We start from the raw sequence: 15,236 nt of genomic DNA on the forward strand, positions 1-15,236 counted from the left end.
GTGATATAGGCTGTGTTCTTCAAGCAATTGCAGCCTGTATCGCGAACTTTGCTTCTAACCCTAGACTATCTTTCCTGATTTATATTTACCTGATATGGTTGACGGCTATTTTGTCACGCCCACCTAGAGGTTGCCTTGTTGTATTCAGCTGAAACGTCATTATTTGCCCGCTTTACTGCGCTATTAAAACTTCTTGGCCCAGGCGTACTTATGGCGACAGCAGCAGTGGGAGGGAGCCATTTAGTGGCATCTACCCAAGCGGGCGCGAAGTTTGGATGGCAATTGGCACTACTTATTTTAGTAGTTAACCTACTTAAATATCCCTTTTTTAGGGCGGGGGTCAGCTATACCATTAGCACTAAACAAACCCTACAGCAGGGCTATCTAGTCATGGGTAAGCGTTACCTAGCCATTGCCCTATGCTTAAATATTATCGCATCGGTAGTGAACGCCGCTGCCTTGTTACTGTTTGCGGCAAGTTTGTTGTCGTACTCTGTTCCTTTTGATATAGCCGTGACCTTATCTGCAAGCGTGGTGCTTGCACTCATCTTACTCATATTACTGGCAGGCCATTTTGAAGGGCTAGACAATATCGCAAAAGGCATTATGGGCATATTGGTTGTGGCAACAGTGGCTGTATTTATAGTGGCACTTAACAACTACACGCCAGCTATGGGGGCGCCGGTAGAGCAGCCTTCGCCATGGACTCTTGCTACCTTAGGCTTTCTAGTGGTAACCATGGGCTGGATGCCTGCGCCGATAGAAATATCGTCTATCACTTCTTTATGGTTAAAGCGTCAATGTGCTACCCAAGCTGTAACACCTAAAATAGCCTTGTTCGACTTTAATTTGGGGTATGCAGTCACTGTGCTTCTTGCTCTCTTATTTCTGGGGTTGGGGGCACTTATTTTATATGGCAGTGGTACGGAATTAAGTACAAGCGGCATTGGCTTTTCTCACCAACTTATCAGTATGTATTCATCAACTATTGGGCAGTGGGCCCATTGGCTTATCGCGCTGGTGGCATTTTTATGTATATTTGGCTCAGCGCTAACCGTGTACGACGGCTATGCACGTGTGGTGGCTGAAGCTATAGCTTTACTTTTTAACAAACAAAAAGCAGCGCGAAATACGCTAGTTACACCTGTGCTATTGTTCATGGCAGTTGCCAGCTTTATTATTGTTCTTTTCTTCAAGTCTGCCTTACTTGCAATGCTAGGTTTTGCGATGACACTAGCCTTTGTTACCACCCCCATGTTTGCCTGGCTTAACCACAAGTTAGTAGCTAGCACTCAATTACACCATGATGCGTCGCCCAATGTAGTGGTAAGAATGCTGAGCTATATTGGGCTAGCTTATCTGTTTGGCTTTCTCATCGTATTTGTGTGGTGGAAATGGTTCAGTTAGGCGCCTAGTCGCGGCCGCGCCTAGTAAATTAGTTTAATAACGCGTACTTAGACAACCTTTAATAAAAATCCTCCTCTATACTTTGTTCGACACTATTAAAGGAGGGCGTTATTCGGTGCCCAGCGATAAATTATTACCTTATTCTCTTTCAGCGATTTTTAAGCGATGTAAATCTAGCCTCATCGTGTGCCTGCTATGCACGGTAACCTGGGGGTGCACAGAAGCGTCTTCGGTCGCTGTAAAGTGGCATAACGCCTACGATATTGAAAGAGAGCTTCACTTGCTTGGGCAAGAGGAAGACCCACGCAAAATTTATAAGCGGCTTCGAAGCATTAAACAGCAAGCGTCACTACAACTTTCTCAATTGCGCGAGACAGGGCCACAAGATACTGTGTTTCGCGACTGGCTTGAATCGCTCCAAATAAGCCTCTCGCTTGCGCCTTTGCATAGCAATAAAATAGAAACGTGTAACGTGTGGCAAAAAGCCATGGAAGCGTCTTGGGGTGTGGAGCTGGTACAATTTAATGAACGAGCGAAACTCGTGTGGCGCGTAATGCTAGCCACCTGCAACGCGCGAGTTCGCTCCCTGTGATACGGTTAAACGCCAAAGCCTAACTGTTAGTCTATATAAACAGGGGCGTGGTGGTACGCAAAATTTGTTGCAGGCGCCCTTTATGCTTTTTTAACGAATTGGGCTGTAAGCATCATCTCACCGGCGCCATCAACCTTACAATCTAGCTGGTGGTCTTTCGCATCTTTTACGTGGCGAATTAAGGCTTTAGTACCAATTTTTAGTACCAGTGAGCTTCCTTTAACTTTTAAATCTTTTGCTAGCGTAATTTTATCGCCAGCCACTAAAGGAGTTCCGTTAAAATCTTTTGCAGATACCTCTTCTTCTACTTCGTTAGGGTTCCACTCGTGTCCACACTCGGGGCAAATGAGTAGAGACTGGTCTTCGTATACATATTCTGATTGGCAGTGGGGGCAAGGAGGTAACGACATCGTGAATTCTCTTAAAATACTGAGTTAAAATGCTCGGGTCATGAAATGGCTGTTAGGGTCTAGAACGTAGTTAGCAAAAGGGCCGCAGTCCACAAAACCAAACTTTTTATATAAGGTTCTGGCTGCCAAAAAGTATTCTTGTGTTCCCGTTTCCAAACTGACCGAGCTGAACCCCTTCATTTTCGCATGTTCTAAGGCAAAAAGTAATAACTGTGAAGCCACACCCGTCCCCCGAAACTGCTTGGCAGTGCGCATAGATTTCAACTCAGCGCAATTAGCATCAAGGGTTTTAATTGCCACACAGCCTGCAAGTTGCTGCTGCTTCCAACCGCTAAAAAACGTAATGTTTGAAGCTTTTAATGCGTTCACATCTAGAGCATGTACGCTTTCAGGTGGAGAAGTGGCGTACATATCCGATATATGCTCTTCTAAAAGGGCGAGTACTTCTCCCCCGCTAAGATCGTCAATAACAATCTTCATACATTTTTCACCATATTAAAAAAGCGCTCGTCTTCGCTTTCAATCACAAAGTTACCTCTTAAATACAGGTTAACCGCGGGACTGATTTTAAAAACGCGTAAAGATAGGGTATTTTTCTTTGCTTTTAAAGCAAGCCTCTGCGCTTCTTGAAGTGAAGCCATACCTATTCCTTTATTTTGTGCCCTACCTATAACCTGCAGGTCGCGCACCACACATGTACTCAAGTTGAAATGAAGGCGCATCACGCCTACTACCTCTTTATTGAGTAAAATGTCGTAGTTTTCCAAATCAGAAGTAACGCTTAGTACCTTATCTACCGTCCAATCAGGGGCGAACTGAGCGTAGTAAATGCGCATGTTTTCATAGGTAATGGCTGCCGCATGTGACAGGTTTGTAGTGGGTATGAAGGTAACGTCCATATTAGCTTTAGTTAAGTAGCGGGTGGTTGAAAAGTATTCTTCAGCTTACGTTATATTGTCAAACTTTCTCGTGCTTAAAGACTCACTTTTTCACAATGCCTATTACCGAAGAGTTAGCAGCGATAGTAATGAATGATACGAAAGCCACAACGTGAGCAAACGCATGTGTATGCGTCTCAGCGAACGCAGTGAGTGTATTTATTGGGTTGTTAGCTGCCATTGTTAAATTGAAAAGTGATAGCATATACGCTAGCATATAAATTATGAAAAAAGTAGTTATTGACACCAGTGTACTTATCAGCGCCCTGATTGGCAAAACAGGGCCAGCTCGAGAAGTGATACGGCAATGCTTGTTGGGTAGGTTAAAGCCGCTGATTAGCACGACCTTATTTTTGGAATACGAAACAGTAAGTAAGCGAGACAAAATCAAAGAGTTGTGCCCGCTTACCGAGGACGAAGTGAGCAATTTATTAGCAGCATTTTTTAGTGTTTGCGAATGGGTGCAGATACATTATTTGTGGCGACCAAATTTAAAAGACGAAGGCGATAATTTTCTCATTGAACTTGCAGTAGCAGGAAATGCTGAGAGCATTATTACGAATAACCTAAAAGATCTGCGAAATGCGGAATTACAATTTGAAGGTTTGAAAGTGTTAGCGCCAGAAGATTATTTGAGAGGAGTTTAATATGTCTACTCTAACTGTACGTTTACCAGACGATAAGCATAATCGATTGAAAGCTTTGGCTGCGCATAAAAAATTGAGCTTAAACAAATTAATAGAAGAGTTATCTACACAAGCGATAGCTGAATTTGATACAGAGGTAAGATTTAAGGCGATTGCTGCTACTGGAGACAAAAAGAAAGGTTTAGAACTTCTCGATAAGCTTGATTCACATTTTGGTAGCTAACGCTAAGCTTTGGGGCAGTGACGTAGCGGCATAATAGCGAAGCGCCGCTGCGTTACTGTCCCAGTGAACGAAGTGGAAGTGTTTAGCGCTTTGTTAGCTGCTTGTGCGTTCTAAAGACTGCGATTGCTCCAGTCTCTCAGCCAACCAAACCTTAATTATAGATTGGCGAGTAACGCCAACTCGACCGGCTTCTCTATCCAAGGAATCGACCATCCATTCCGGAATGTCCACGTTAATCCTTTTTTGTTTTTGCATTGGGCGTTTTGCTTTGGATAAATCTAAGTGCTGAAGGATTTCATCTCCACTCTCAAAATTTTCCTCGAAATTTTTAGCTTTCATATATTGCCACCTCTGACTTTCTAGCGCGCCGTACAGAAATAATTCGAATGTTTTTATTCCTATGAGTAATCACTGCTGTCCAGTGTTTGCCACCTATAAGACCAATAATGATATATCTAGGTTCATCCTCTGTTTTTGCTGGGATCTCCAAAAGCATTGGGTCATTCCAAAGCTTTTGGGCTTCAACAAAGTCGATTCCGTGTTTGGTGAAATTAGAATCACTTTTAGACTGGTCAAATTCGAAATTCTGCATGAGTAAAAATTATACCTTTTTAACTCATTCTGCAAGGGTGAAATTGAGGGGCAGCTAACTACCCACATAAGGGGCAGTAATACGTGGGCTAAAATCCGAGCGAAGCGACAGAGCCCACGTGTTATTGTCCTAGCGCACCTGCGAGCGGTTTAATTTGATTGTTAGGCGGTATGCAGATCTATTGGCTGGACGTTATCCAAGTTGATGTTTTGCTTTGCCTGCCAAAGTTCATAGTTGTCTTGCATACTAAGCCAACTCTCAGGGCTGCGCCCTAATACCTTTGATAACCTTAATGCCATTTCTGGCGTTACTGCACTTTTTCCCTTAACGACACGATTTAGTGTAGAAGCGGCTACACCAAGATGGGTTGCAAGTGTCCTGCAACTTATGCCGTGTGGCTCCATGTAAATGGACTCAATAAATTCACCGGGGTGTGGTGGGTTATGCATATTCATTAGTGATAATCCTCGTAATTTAAGATGTAAGCATTACCATCCGTGAACTCGAAAGTTACTCTCCAGTTACCGTTGACAGATATCGACCAAATGTTTGACCTTTCTCCTTTAAGTTGATGTAGAGAGAAGCCTGGCAAATTAATGTCATCAATATCTTGCGCGGTGTGAATAGCTGCTAACTGCATGCGAAGTTTTTTCGCGTGCTTAGTCTGTATGCCTGAAGTTTTCCCTTTTTCGAAAAACAGCTTCAGGCCCTTATGTTTAAATGACTTAATCATGAAAAGAGTGTAGCGTGTTGCGCAACGCGGTGCAACTTGGCGCCTACGTGTTTTTGTCCCAGCGAACGTAGTGAGCGAGTTTATGCGCTTGTTAAACCGACAATGATAGCCTAAAATGACCTAATTAAAGACCTTTTAGGAGACCGATATGGCGACGAGGATTTTGGCAGACGTGGCTGCAAGTATTACTGAACTAAAAGCAAACCCTATGAAAGTTGCGAGCAGTGCATATGGCGACCCTGTCGCTATATTGAATAGGAATGAACCCGCATTCTATTGTGTCCCAGCTGAGATTTACGAAAAAATGATGGATCGTTTGGAGGATCTGGAACTACTGCAGCTTGTTAAAGAAAGGCAAGGTGAAGAAAGCGTTTCGGTGAATTTGGATGACCTATAAATTAGAGTTTAAGAGCAGCGCCCTAAAAGAATGGAATAAGCTAGGTAGTACTTTGCAGCAGCAACTGAAAAAGAAATTAGCAGAGAGATTAAAAACACCACACGTAGCCCCAGATAGAGTGTTAGGTGCCGATAATGTTTATAAAATAAAATTACGTCAATCAGGATATAGGTTGGTGTATCAGGTACTTGATGACGTAGTTGTAGTTACAGTGCTTGCAGTGGGAAAACGTGAGAGAAATGAGGCTTACAAAAAAGCATTAAAGAGACTTGATGTTGAATAAGGGTTTAACTTTTAAATAAGGGGCGCCAGCGTGTGGGCTATAATCCGAACGGAGTGAGTTAGCCCGCATGGTAGTTTCCCAGCGACCGGAGGGAGTGGCTTGAGCGTCTTGCTAGCCGCGTTCGTGCCAATACCCTGGTTTTCGGTGGTTGTGCATAATAGCTACCACACTAATTTCCCTGTTTTCGATAATTTTATAAATAATAGAGTATGGGAACCTGCTTAAGACAAAGCGTCGATGAGTTTGCCCTATTTTTGTCCATGCCGATGGCAAAGAGCTAACTGAATCGATGGCTTCCTTGAGTTCTTGAGTAAATTCGTGACCCAAACCCAATGACTGTTCTTGATACCAATCAAACGACTCTTTTATTTCCCTTTTAACCTCTGGGTGAAAGGAAACAGGCAGCATCTTTTAATTAAGATCCTTTTCTATCTCTTCCCAACTAATGCTTTTTACCGCACCAGACTCTAGCTCTGCGCTGCGAGATTCTGCAAGTTTTACCCACTCGGATTCCACATCGCTATCAATCTTGGTATCCATAGCCGTTAAAAGACAGTGGGCAGCAAGTGCTTTCTCTTTAGTACTGAGTTGCTCGATATTTGCAAGCATCACTTTTAATGCATCAGACATAAAATAACTCCCATTGGGTATGATTTGATATTACCACTAAAAAAGAGAAGTGAAAGGCTGGATTTACAAGTAGCGGCTAACTTTTAAATAAGGGGCGCAGGCGCGTGGGCTATAATGCGAAGCAGCCCACGTGTATGCGACCCAGCGAACGAAGTGAGTGAGTTAATTGAGTTTGTTAGGTACGTTTATAAACATCGGAGCGATGCCCGACTTTTATCACCTGTACAACAAGCTCGTTTTCTCGGATTTCATAAATTATTCTATAAAGACCTTGCCGGATACGATACAAGTCGAGTCCACTAAGTTTAATTGCTCCATCCCTTCGCGGGTTTTCAGCTAATAAGTCAATTTTGGCGAGGATCTTTTTAACGTCCGACTTGGGAATTGCCCTAAAATCTTTTGCTACTGACTTCTTGAAAGTGACGCTATATTTTTCCATCAGCTTCCAAAGTGTTTAGCAAGTCCTCATAGGAGATTTCGGGCTCTTTGGCCCTTTGTCTTACCGCAGCCAAATCTTCTTGATCTTCTTTCATAAGGAGTCTTACTGCTTCATCAATCAGTTCTGATATTGAGGTATCTGATGATGCCGCCCGCAGTTTCAAAGCATTATGAATTGCTGGTTCGAAGTAGACGGTAGATCGTTTTGATAAAGTACTCATGAATAAGCCTCCATTTATGTAACATTAAAACATTATAGCGTTAAAATGTCAGTTGGGCTAATTTTGACTCAAGAGTACCTAACTTTTCAATAACGGGCGCAGACATGTGGGGCATAATGGCGTAGCCGCCCCGCGTGTTTGCGTCCCAGCGAACGCAGTGAGTGAGTTTATTGGCTTGATACTTATTGAGCCTTCTCCCCAGCTTAACCAATTTTATTGGCTAAGCTGGAAGGCGACCAAACCCAAAATGGAGAAGACTCAATGCAATTCTATACTAACTTACATCCTTTTTACTGCGGAATCGATCTTCATGCACGAATGCTTTATGTGTGCATCTTAGATGAACGCGGCGAGATACTGGTTCATAAGAAGATAAAGGATTCTCCCGAACAGCTTTTAAACCTTCTTGCACCCTACATCGGGAATATTGTGGTGGGCGCAGAATGTATGCATTGTTGGTACTGGCTCAGTGATTTTTGTGAACATCATAATATTGATTTCATCCTCGGCCACGCTCTCTACATGAAGGCTATTCATGGTGGTAAGACGAAGAACGATAAAATTGATGCGTATAAGATCGCCAAGTTAATGCGAGGTGGTAATTTTCCTTTGGCTTACGTTTATCCAAAGGAGAAGCGTGCTATTCGAGATTTGTTACGCAGACGAACGCACGCTATGCGCCATAGTGCCGAGTTAAAGGCATTTATAAAGAACGCGTTGTCACAGTACAACCTGCCAGTCCCTGATAAGTCAGACTTAAGCTACACCACAGGTCGCGATGCAATGCGTGGGTATTTCCCTAATCCACAAGTTCAACGCAGTATTGATATGAATCTACGATTGATTGAAGTTTACGACCATGAAGTCAGCAGCATTGAATGTCATGTTGAAAAGCTCACTAAGCATGATAATGGCAGAGACTACTATTTGCTGCGTTCATTACCTGGTGTCGGACGAGTTCTTGCGCTGACTATTCTTTACGAGATAGGCAGTATTCAGCGTTTCGACAGTGTTCAGAAGTTTGCGTCTTATTCTCGCCTAGTTAAATGCAAAGCAGAGTCAGCAGGTAAAAGCTACGGTACTCAGGGAAATAAAATTGGTAATGCGCATCTTAAGTGGGCGTTTTCTGAAGCAGCGGTACTTTTTCTAAAGGGTAATCCGCCTGCGCAGGCTTATTTAGCTAAGTTACAAAAGCGAATGAGCAAGGCAAAAGCACTATCGGCTTTGGCGCATAAACTCGGTCGTTGTATGTACTTTATGTTGAAGAATCAAACGGTATTCGACAGTGAACGATTTTTAGCAGGGTAAGTCGCACAGGCGGATGAGCTGAACATCTAACTGGTCGAATGGTGAGTATGGTGTTCATGGTTATTTAGGGGAATAACCTGTAAGGCATGAACTATACCAATGTCCACAGCCATGACGTTTTGATTAGACATCCGCCTGTTGCGCATCAATACCCTGAGCTAAATCGCTTGCACCTGAGCTGAGCCTGCCCCTAACTGGCGAAAACCTCTCAGCCACTACGTTTTGAATAGTGCCAGCGTCAGGTTAACCGATGAATGTCTAGTGCCCCTGTTCACGCCATGGAATGCACGGCAACAGGCAGCGATGAGATCGTACTAAGAGAGCCTCTATATGTGTTTGCCGCAGGTGATACCTGACGATGACCATGACAGATGAAGTTAGGAGGTTTAGCTTAGGGAGTTGGACTGACTGCTAGCGCAGCCAGCGAATAACTATTACCTATTGACAGGAGTTGGGCTCATATGTGTTATGTGACGTTTCAAGAACTCAGGTGCCAGGTCGGCACCATTCGGCCAAACCACTGTCTCTAATTCTGGGTCAACAGCAACTTTAGAGAAAAAAGAAGAGTCCTTTAGCGGTTCAAAGACACTGCCAGATAGTTTGTTTTCTAAATTGACTTCGCCAGCTGTACCATCGTCAAATGTTACCCATAGTTTAAAGCCGTCGAGATATTTTGCGTTTCTAACGTGAAGCATAGTTTTACTCCAATGGTGCAATGTAGTTTAACGGTTCGCCATTTTGAGCCTTGTGCCAATTCTCTTCTAGTTCGGCTCGATGCTCTGAAAGCCATTCCTGAACAAATTTCGTGGCTCTGTTAGGAAGCTCTCCTTCAAGTATTGAACCGTCAAAGGCAAAGAGTGCCTCGTAACCAGAATATTTAGCATGAAAATGGGGAGGATTATGGTCGTTAAAATACATTGCGATTATAATCCCATAGAACCGGCTAATTACGGGCATCGTTTGTTAGGCTCCTTTAAACGGCGTAAGTACTATTCTATACGGTTTATCGTGAAATGAAAAAGTGAGTCACATAAACTTCCAAATATGGGGCGCAAAATACGTGTGCAAAAATGGCGAAGCCGCGCACGTATTTGCGTCCCAACGAGCGGTAGCGAGTGCCATAATTTGTTTGTTATACATGTGACGAGAAAGCCTTGCTTTACTCGTTATCTTCATCGGAGCTAAATATGCCTCGGAAAAGTGCGGTAAGTGCACCAGACATTGTGTCTTCTATGAAGTCGTTTTTATGGTCAGGTTTGTTGGGATACTTTTTATTTAATTCTTCCATGCGTCTCGATTCAGCGCTGGAGCTAGCGCCATCAAGAAAATCCTTTGCTGCTTTGTCTGAAGTTGACGCACAGCCATTTAAAAAGGTACACAACAGTAGAGCCGCTACTAATTTAATCTTCATAATATCCTTTTCCTGAAAAGTGTATAACACCCAGCGAGCCTGCGAGCGGCTTAATGTGATTGTTATGCGCTATTGACTTACAACGCGCAAGTACCATAATTAGGTATATATTGGTACTTGGAGAAATCAGATGGCTAAAAACACCAGCATTACCCTTGGAGACCATTTTGATGGCTTTATTGCTAGCCAAATTCAAACTGGTCGGTATAGTTCAGCAAGTGAGGTGATTCGTTCAGCTCTTCGCTTGCTAGAAACACAGGAAACTAAATTAAACACTCTGCGTCAATTACTTGTAGCAGGTGAAGAAAGCGGTGAAACTGAATACGACCTTGAGCATCTGATATCAGAACTAGACGGCGAATTAAAAGATTGAAACCGTTTAAATTAACCGTACTAGCAAAATCAGATTTAAAAGATATCGCATTGTTTACGCAACGGAAATGGGGCCGAGAACAGCGTAATATATATCTTAAACAATTCGACGATTCATTTTGGATGTTGTCTGAAAATCCTGATATTGGTAAATGCTGCGACGAAATAAGAGATGGATACAGAAAATTTCCTCAAGGTAGCCATGTGATTTTCTACAAACAAACGGGCAGTCAGGAAATTCTGATCATAAGAATCCTTCATAAAAGTATGGATGTAAATCCTGTACGCTTTGGCGCATAACACTAAGCTTTGGGGCGCTAACATGGGGCTATAATCGCGAAGCGGCCCCGTGTTAGCGTCCCAGCGACCGGAGGGAGTGCCAACAGCGTTTTGTTAGGCGTACAACTTAGAGTACGCAGCTTTGCTGCCACCACTAGCCAATTAGGCCGCGCGTTTAAATTATTGAATTTAAGATAAAACAACCCTGTGTGAAAAGCCAGATGTTAACGACATTGGCGGATAAAAGAGCGAGTTTAAACAACTTGAGATGCAGAATGCTGGCGTTGCTGAGTTGACGAAAAGGGCGTTGCTAAAGCCGTTGAAACTACCGAAAAGTAAGCCGTAAAGACAACCTAGCGAAACGGCCTTAATGCGGGAATGTCACGACTTAACCAACTTTTTGAAACTGTAAGTAAATGACGCCTAACATTAAGCTAAGCGGCGCAGTTGCGTAGGGCATAATGGCGAAGCCGCCCCGCGTAAATGCGTCCGAGCGACCGAAGGGAGTGGTCTTTAGCGCTTTGTTATAAGCAAAGCCAGTTCCTTTGGTCTTTTTAAAAACTAATGAAGCCAGCATACGATTGATTGTTAACACAAACAAGCGAAACGACTGTGCAGTAATGTTTTTGATTTGATTGAAGCTAGCCGCCATTTGAGCTATCGAGTGTAATGGTGCTTGCTGGCTTAAAATAAGAACTTAGCGATAAAGCGCCTATTACACCACCTTTGAAGTGAAAGCGGCGGATTTAAACCTACCACAAGCCAGAGCGATGCTAATTAGAAAAGGTGAGGGCAGTTGTACTGATTTTTTAATTAAGCCAAACGAAGTTTAGGCTGACGCCTTATAACGCCCCAAGAAGGGGCAATAACACGTGGGCTATAATACGGAACGAAGTGACGGGAGCCCACGTGTTATTGTCCCGCTTACTTGGTTTGTTATATTTTTTTGCTTGAGCCATTGTTGGGGCCAATAAAAGCGCGGTTTGACTTGCCGCCATGACACACTGGTCGAGACCTGCGGGGGCTATGGTTACGATATTTCCCGGGCGCTAATGGCTTTACTTCTACGGTAGGCTGCGCCCTTTTAACTTGATGATTTGAAAAAACTCTAGCTTTCTGTTCCGCGATCTGAGTTTTGATGTTAGTGGGATTACTTTCGACAAGTTCTTCGATTTCTTTTTCTTCAACGAAAGGGGATAAAGTCAATTTAACTTTATGAGTTTGAGTGGCCTTAGTACTACCACCAACATCGAGCACAAAAAGTTTGGCACCAGCTTTCGCTTCAGCATCGAGTCCGAAGCTAACTTCAAGCTCTACATCACCCATTATAAAAAACGGGTCATTATCATTTACGGAATCCCGTAATTCTTTTTTTACGTCTTCAATAAACTCTTTAAGACTAATATTTCCTTTCATACGAAATCCCTAACTAAAAATATAACGCCCTGTTAACAGGCTAAATATAGTTGGCTAAAATAAGCGACGAAGGAGCAAAAGCCAACTGTATTTTGTCCTTGTTTAACAGCATGTTAGCTCTCGCTTTCACAAGCCTCAATGTCTTCTAACGGTTTTCTTCCTGCTTCACGAAGCAAGGTTAAAACTGACTCTCTATCATCATACAAATCTTCTAAGATTCTTTGGCTATAATGCTGTGCTGCTTCTACATCTTCTGCTGGTATTTCTTGCCATTCATCATGCAATACGTCATTTCCTAGAACTCTGATTTCATCGTGAGCCCTTCTTTTTCGTGCTTGAGTTATAACACCATCATCTGCAGCTGCTTCTATTTGTTTGTACAAATTTGATTCTTGTTTTGTTTTGTATCCGTTTGCTCTCATTGTTTTATCTAAAACAGAACGGAATAGCCCTGCTGCTGCTCGAAAACAATCGTTTTCCATACACCTTTCAGCTTCGATAAATTCACGTTGAATTCCTTCAGGAACAGAAGTAGGCAACTCTAATCTTTTTCTAGCTTCTGGTGTGAATCTGAGGAGTCTATTGTATTTTCCAGGGTACTTATAATCTCCACCGAATTTAATAACACCAAGAGCTCCCATACCACAGCCACCACACTGAAATAATCGGTAGCTAATTTGACAGTCGCTCCAATACCGATCTTTAAAGGGTTTTGTAATTGAGCCAAACTCACCGTGTTCGCCATACCAGGTAAAAGAGCTCAGTGCACCTGCACAATTAGGGCATCTCGCTACGATTGTTCCTTCATCTTCGTTTATCTGAGCCATAAAATTACTCCAATCCTTTAAAGAGAGCTAACATTAAGCTAAGCGGCGCAGTTGCGTGGGGCATAATGGCGAAGCCGCCCCGCGTAAATGCGTCCGAGCGACCGAAGGGAGTGATCTTAAGCGCCTTGTAATAAGCAAAGCCAGTACCTTTGGTCTTTTTAAAAACTGTTGAAGCCAGCATACGATTGATTGTTAACACAGACAAGCAAAACGACTGTGCAGTGATATTTTTGATTTTGCAGAAGCTAGCCGCCATCTGAGCTATCAAGTGTAATGGCGCTTGCAGGCTGAAAATAAGAACTAGAAGGTAAAGCGCCTATTACACCACCTTTGAATTGAAAGCGGCGGATTTAAACCTACCACAAGCCAGAGCGATGCTAATGAAAACAGGTGAGGGTAATTTTACTGGAATTTTTATATAGCCAAACGAAGTTTAGGCTGACGCCTTATAACACCCCAGCGAGCGAAGCGAGTGCCTTGAGTGGTTTGATACTTATTGAGCCTTCTCCCCAGCTTAACCAATTTTATTGGCTAAGCTGGAAGGCGACCAAACCCAAAATGGAGAAGACTCAATGCAATTCTATACTAACTTACATCCTTTTTACTGCGGAATCGATCTTCATGCACGAATGCTTTATGTGTGCATCTTAGATGAACGCGGCGAGATACTGGTTCATAAGAAGATAAAGGATTCTCCCGAACAGCTTTTAAACCTTCTTGCACCCTACATCGGGAATATTGTGGTGGGCGCAGAATGTATGCATTGTTGGTACTGGCTCAGTGATTTTTGTGAACATCATAATATTGATTTCATCCTCGGCCACGCTCTCTACATGAAGGCTATTCATGGTGGTAAGACGAAGAACGATAAAATTGATGCGTATAAGATCGCCAAGTTAATGCGAGGTGGTAATTTTCCTTTGGCTTACGTTTATCCAAAGGAGAAGCGTGCTATTCGAGATTTGTTACGCAGACGAACGCACGCTATGCGCCATAGTGCCGAGTTAAAGGCATTTATAAAGAACGCGTTGTCACAGTACAACCTGCCAGTCCCTGATAAGTCAGACTTAAGCTACACCACAGGTCGCGATGCAATGCGTGGGTATTTCCCTAATCCACAAGTTCAACGCAGTATTGATATGAATCTACGATTGATTGAAGTTTACGACCATGAAGTCAGCAGCATTGAATGTCATGTTGAAAAGCTCACTAAGCATGATAATGGCAGAGACTACTATTTGCTGCGTTCATTACCTGGTGTCGGACGAGTTCTTGCGCTGACTATTCTTTACGAGATAGGCAGTATTCAGCGTTTCGACAGTGTTCAGAAGTTTGCGTCTTATTCTCGCCTAGTTAAATGCAAAGCAGAGTCAGCAGGTAAAAGCTACGGTACTCAGGGAAATAAAATTGGTAATGCGCATCTTAAGTGGGCGTTTTCTGAAGCAGCGGTACTTTTTCTAAAGGGTAATCCGCCTGCGCAGGCTTATTTAGCTAAGTTACAAAAGCGAATGAGCAAGGCAAAAGCACTATCGGCTTTGGCGCATAAACTCGGTCGTTGTATGTACTTTATGTTGAAGAATCAAACGGTATTCGACAGTGAACGATTTTTAGCAGGGTAAGTCGCACAGGCGGATGAGCTGAACATCTAACTGGTCGAATGGTGAGTATGGTGTTCATGGTTATTTAGGGGAATAACCTGTAAGGCATGAACTATACCAATGTCCACAGCCATGACGTTTTGATTAGACATCCGCCTGTTGCGCATCAATACCCTGAGCTAAATCGCTTGCACCTGAGCTGAGCCTGCCCCTAACTGGCGAAAACCTCTCAGCCACTACGTTTTGAATAGTGCCAGCGTCAGGTTAACCGATGAATGTCTAGTGCCCCTGTTCACGCCATGGAATGCACGGCAACAGGCAGCGATGAGATCGTACTAAGAGAGCCTCTATATGTGTTTGCCGCAGGTGATACCTGACGATGACCATGACAGATGAAGTTAGGAGGTTTAGCTTAGGGAGTTGGACTGACTGCTAGCGCAGCCAGCGAATAACTATTACCTATTGACAGGAGTTGGGCTCATATGTGTTAGGCGTACAACTGAAAGTACGCAGC

Annotated in this window: 27 protein-coding genes; 10 read left to right on the forward strand and 17 right to left on the reverse strand. The window is 43.3% G+C overall.

Annotated features, from left to right (window positions below; translation table 11 throughout):
* Positions 1–135 precede the first annotated feature (135 nt).
* Both MADE_RS02880 and MADE_RS02885 read left to right on the forward strand, forming a co-directional pair.
* Positions 136–1,407 carry an NRAMP family divalent metal transporter gene (locus MADE_RS02880; RefSeq protein WP_041912748.1) on the forward strand — a complete coding sequence of 424 codons (1,272 nt, stop codon included), beginning with the start codon at positions 136–138 and terminating at the stop codon, positions 1,405–1,407.
* A gap of 115 nt (positions 1,408–1,522) precedes the next feature.
* A complete protein-coding gene (locus MADE_RS02885; protein ID WP_012517107.1) occupies positions 1,523–1,999 on the forward strand; it encodes a hypothetical protein in 477 nt (158 codons plus the stop codon).
* 80 nt (positions 2,000–2,079) lie between these two features.
* Here the strand turns inward: MADE_RS02885 and MADE_RS02890 are convergent, their stop codons facing one another.
* Genes MADE_RS02890 through MADE_RS02900 form a run of 3 tightly spaced genes read right to left on the reverse strand, consistent with a single transcriptional unit; the run spans position 2,080 to position 3,308 of the window.
* On the reverse strand, positions 2,080–2,409 hold the full coding sequence (locus MADE_RS02890; RefSeq protein WP_012517108.1) for a zinc ribbon domain-containing protein YjdM: 330 nt from the start codon (positions 2,407–2,409) through the stop codon (positions 2,080–2,082).
* A 24-nt stretch (positions 2,410–2,433) separates the two neighbouring features.
* On the reverse strand, positions 2,434–2,889 hold the full coding sequence (locus tag MADE_RS02895; protein ID WP_012517109.1) for a GNAT family N-acetyltransferase: 456 nt from the start codon (positions 2,887–2,889) through the stop codon (positions 2,434–2,436).
* Positions 2,886–3,308, reverse strand: coding sequence for an N-acetyltransferase (locus MADE_RS02900; RefSeq protein WP_012517110.1), 423 nt, complete (start codon positions 3,306–3,308; stop codon positions 2,886–2,888). The genes MADE_RS02895 and MADE_RS02900 overlap by 4 nt, the downstream gene beginning before the upstream one ends.
* 263 nt (positions 3,309–3,571) lie before the next feature.
* On the opposite strand from MADE_RS02900, the gene MADE_RS02905 reads away from it, so the two are divergent.
* Both MADE_RS02905 and MADE_RS02910 read left to right on the forward strand, forming a co-directional pair.
* A complete protein-coding gene (locus tag MADE_RS02905) occupies positions 3,572–3,994 on the forward strand; it encodes a putative toxin-antitoxin system toxin component, PIN family (RefSeq protein WP_012517111.1) in 423 nt (140 codons plus the stop codon).
* A 1-nt stretch (position 3,995) separates the two neighbouring features.
* Entirely contained in the window at positions 3,996–4,217 is a 222-nt protein-coding gene (locus MADE_RS02910; protein WP_012517112.1) for a toxin-antitoxin system HicB family antitoxin, read from the forward strand.
* Positions 4,218–4,310: 93 nt separating this feature from the next.
* On the opposite strand, the gene brnA is transcribed toward MADE_RS02910, so the two are convergent.
* The 4 genes from brnA to MADE_RS02930 form a co-directional block, all read right to left on the reverse strand.
* Positions 4,311–4,556, reverse strand: coding sequence for a type II toxin-antitoxin system BrnA family antitoxin (gene brnA / locus MADE_RS02915; RefSeq protein ID WP_012517113.1), 246 nt, complete (start codon positions 4,554–4,556; stop codon positions 4,311–4,313).
* A complete protein-coding gene (locus MADE_RS02920) occupies positions 4,546–4,809 on the reverse strand; it encodes a BrnT family toxin (RefSeq protein ID WP_012517114.1) in 264 nt (87 codons plus the stop codon). The genes brnA and MADE_RS02920 overlap by 11 nt, the downstream gene beginning before the upstream one ends.
* A gap of 161 nt (positions 4,810–4,970) precedes the next feature.
* Entirely contained in the window at positions 4,971–5,264 is a 294-nt protein-coding gene (locus MADE_RS02925; RefSeq protein ID WP_012517115.1) for a HigA family addiction module antitoxin, read from the reverse strand.
* Complete coding sequence (locus MADE_RS02930; RefSeq protein ID WP_012517116.1) at positions 5,264–5,542, reverse strand: type II toxin-antitoxin system RelE/ParE family toxin; 279 nt, start codon at positions 5,540–5,542, stop codon at positions 5,264–5,266. Before MADE_RS02930 ends, MADE_RS02925 begins: the two co-directional genes overlap by 1 nt.
* A 148-nt stretch (positions 5,543–5,690) precedes the next feature.
* On the opposite strand from MADE_RS02930, the gene MADE_RS02935 reads away from it, so the two are divergent.
* Both MADE_RS02935 and MADE_RS02940 read left to right on the forward strand, forming a co-directional pair.
* Positions 5,691–5,939, forward strand: a complete 249-nt coding sequence (locus MADE_RS02935; RefSeq protein WP_012517117.1) for a type II toxin-antitoxin system Phd/YefM family antitoxin — start codon at positions 5,691–5,693, stop codon at positions 5,937–5,939.
* Entirely contained in the window at positions 5,929–6,222 is a 294-nt protein-coding gene (locus MADE_RS02940) for a type II toxin-antitoxin system RelE family toxin (protein ID WP_012517118.1), read from the forward strand. Before MADE_RS02935 ends, MADE_RS02940 begins: the two co-directional genes overlap by 11 nt.
* A 111-nt stretch (positions 6,223–6,333) precedes the next feature.
* On the opposite strand, the gene MADE_RS02945 is transcribed toward MADE_RS02940, so the two are convergent.
* The 4 genes from MADE_RS02945 to MADE_RS02960 all read right to left on the reverse strand — a co-directional run bounded on the left by MADE_RS02945 (position 6,334) and on the right by MADE_RS02960 (position 7,511).
* The gene (locus tag MADE_RS02945) at positions 6,334–6,630 is read right to left on the reverse strand and encodes a type II toxin-antitoxin system RelE/ParE family toxin (RefSeq protein ID WP_012517119.1); all 297 of its coding nucleotides are present in this window, start codon (positions 6,628–6,630) and stop codon (positions 6,334–6,336) included.
* Between the two features lie 3 nt (positions 6,631–6,633).
* On the reverse strand, positions 6,634–6,852 hold the full coding sequence (locus MADE_RS02950) for an addiction module protein (protein WP_012517120.1): 219 nt from the start codon (positions 6,850–6,852) through the stop codon (positions 6,634–6,636).
* Between the two features lie 175 nt (positions 6,853–7,027).
* Positions 7,028–7,291, reverse strand: a complete 264-nt coding sequence (locus tag MADE_RS02955) for a type II toxin-antitoxin system RelE family toxin (RefSeq protein WP_012517121.1) — start codon at positions 7,289–7,291, stop codon at positions 7,028–7,030.
* A complete protein-coding gene (locus MADE_RS02960) occupies positions 7,278–7,511 on the reverse strand; it encodes a ribbon-helix-helix domain-containing protein (protein ID WP_012517122.1) in 234 nt (77 codons plus the stop codon). Before MADE_RS02960 ends, MADE_RS02955 begins: the two co-directional genes overlap by 14 nt.
* Positions 7,512–7,772: 261 nt before the next feature.
* On the opposite strand from MADE_RS02960, the gene MADE_RS02965 reads away from it, so the two are divergent.
* On the forward strand, positions 7,773–8,819 hold the full coding sequence (locus MADE_RS02965; RefSeq protein WP_012517123.1) for an IS110 family RNA-guided transposase: 1,047 nt from the start codon (positions 7,773–7,775) through the stop codon (positions 8,817–8,819).
* Positions 8,820–9,253: 434 nt separating this feature from the next.
* On the opposite strand, the gene MADE_RS02970 is transcribed toward MADE_RS02965, so the two are convergent.
* The 3 genes from MADE_RS02970 to MADE_RS02980 all read right to left on the reverse strand — a co-directional run bounded on the left by MADE_RS02970 (position 9,254) and on the right by MADE_RS02980 (position 10,230).
* A complete protein-coding gene (locus MADE_RS02970; RefSeq protein WP_012517124.1) occupies positions 9,254–9,514 on the reverse strand; it encodes a DUF2442 domain-containing protein in 261 nt (86 codons plus the stop codon).
* Between the two features lie 4 nt (positions 9,515–9,518).
* Complete coding sequence (locus MADE_RS02975; RefSeq protein WP_012517125.1) at positions 9,519–9,776, reverse strand: DUF4160 domain-containing protein; 258 nt, start codon at positions 9,774–9,776, stop codon at positions 9,519–9,521.
* 202 nt (positions 9,777–9,978) lie between these two features.
* A complete protein-coding gene (locus tag MADE_RS02980; RefSeq protein WP_012517126.1) occupies positions 9,979–10,230 on the reverse strand; it encodes a hypothetical protein in 252 nt (83 codons plus the stop codon).
* Positions 10,231–10,360: 130 nt separating this feature from the next.
* On the opposite strand from MADE_RS02980, the gene MADE_RS02985 reads away from it, so the two are divergent.
* On the forward strand, positions 10,361–10,603 hold the full coding sequence (locus MADE_RS02985; RefSeq protein WP_012517127.1) for a type II toxin-antitoxin system ParD family antitoxin: 243 nt from the start codon (positions 10,361–10,363) through the stop codon (positions 10,601–10,603).
* Positions 10,600–10,902: a type II toxin-antitoxin system RelE/ParE family toxin gene (locus tag MADE_RS02990; protein ID WP_012517128.1), complete on the forward strand. Its 303-nt coding sequence runs from the start codon at positions 10,600–10,602 to the stop codon at positions 10,900–10,902. The genes MADE_RS02985 and MADE_RS02990 overlap by 4 nt, the downstream gene beginning before the upstream one ends.
* Positions 10,903–11,269: 367 nt before the next feature.
* On the opposite strand, the gene MADE_RS02995 is transcribed toward MADE_RS02990, so the two are convergent.
* The 3 genes from MADE_RS02995 to MADE_RS19950 all read right to left on the reverse strand — a co-directional run bounded on the left by MADE_RS02995 (position 11,270) and on the right by MADE_RS19950 (position 13,124).
* Positions 11,270–11,533 carry a hypothetical protein gene (locus MADE_RS02995; RefSeq protein WP_012517129.1) on the reverse strand — a complete coding sequence of 88 codons (264 nt, stop codon included), beginning with the start codon at positions 11,531–11,533 and terminating at the stop codon, positions 11,270–11,272.
* Positions 11,534–11,817: 284 nt separating this feature from the next.
* A complete protein-coding gene (locus tag MADE_RS19945; RefSeq protein ID WP_012517130.1) occupies positions 11,818–12,297 on the reverse strand; it encodes a trypco2 family protein in 480 nt (159 codons plus the stop codon).
* 113 nt (positions 12,298–12,410) lie between these two features.
* A complete protein-coding gene (locus tag MADE_RS19950; protein WP_012517131.1) occupies positions 12,411–13,124 on the reverse strand; it encodes a DUF4145 domain-containing protein in 714 nt (237 codons plus the stop codon).
* Between the two features lie 572 nt (positions 13,125–13,696).
* On the opposite strand from MADE_RS19950, the gene MADE_RS03015 reads away from it, so the two are divergent.
* Entirely contained in the window at positions 13,697–14,743 is a 1,047-nt protein-coding gene (locus tag MADE_RS03015; protein WP_012517123.1) for an IS110 family RNA-guided transposase, read from the forward strand.
* The last annotated feature ends 493 nt before the right edge of the window (positions 14,744–15,236 follow it).

The organism is Alteromonas mediterranea DE, assembly GCF_000020585.3.
Classification (GTDB): domain Bacteria; phylum Pseudomonadota; class Gammaproteobacteria; order Enterobacterales; family Alteromonadaceae; genus Alteromonas; species Alteromonas mediterranea.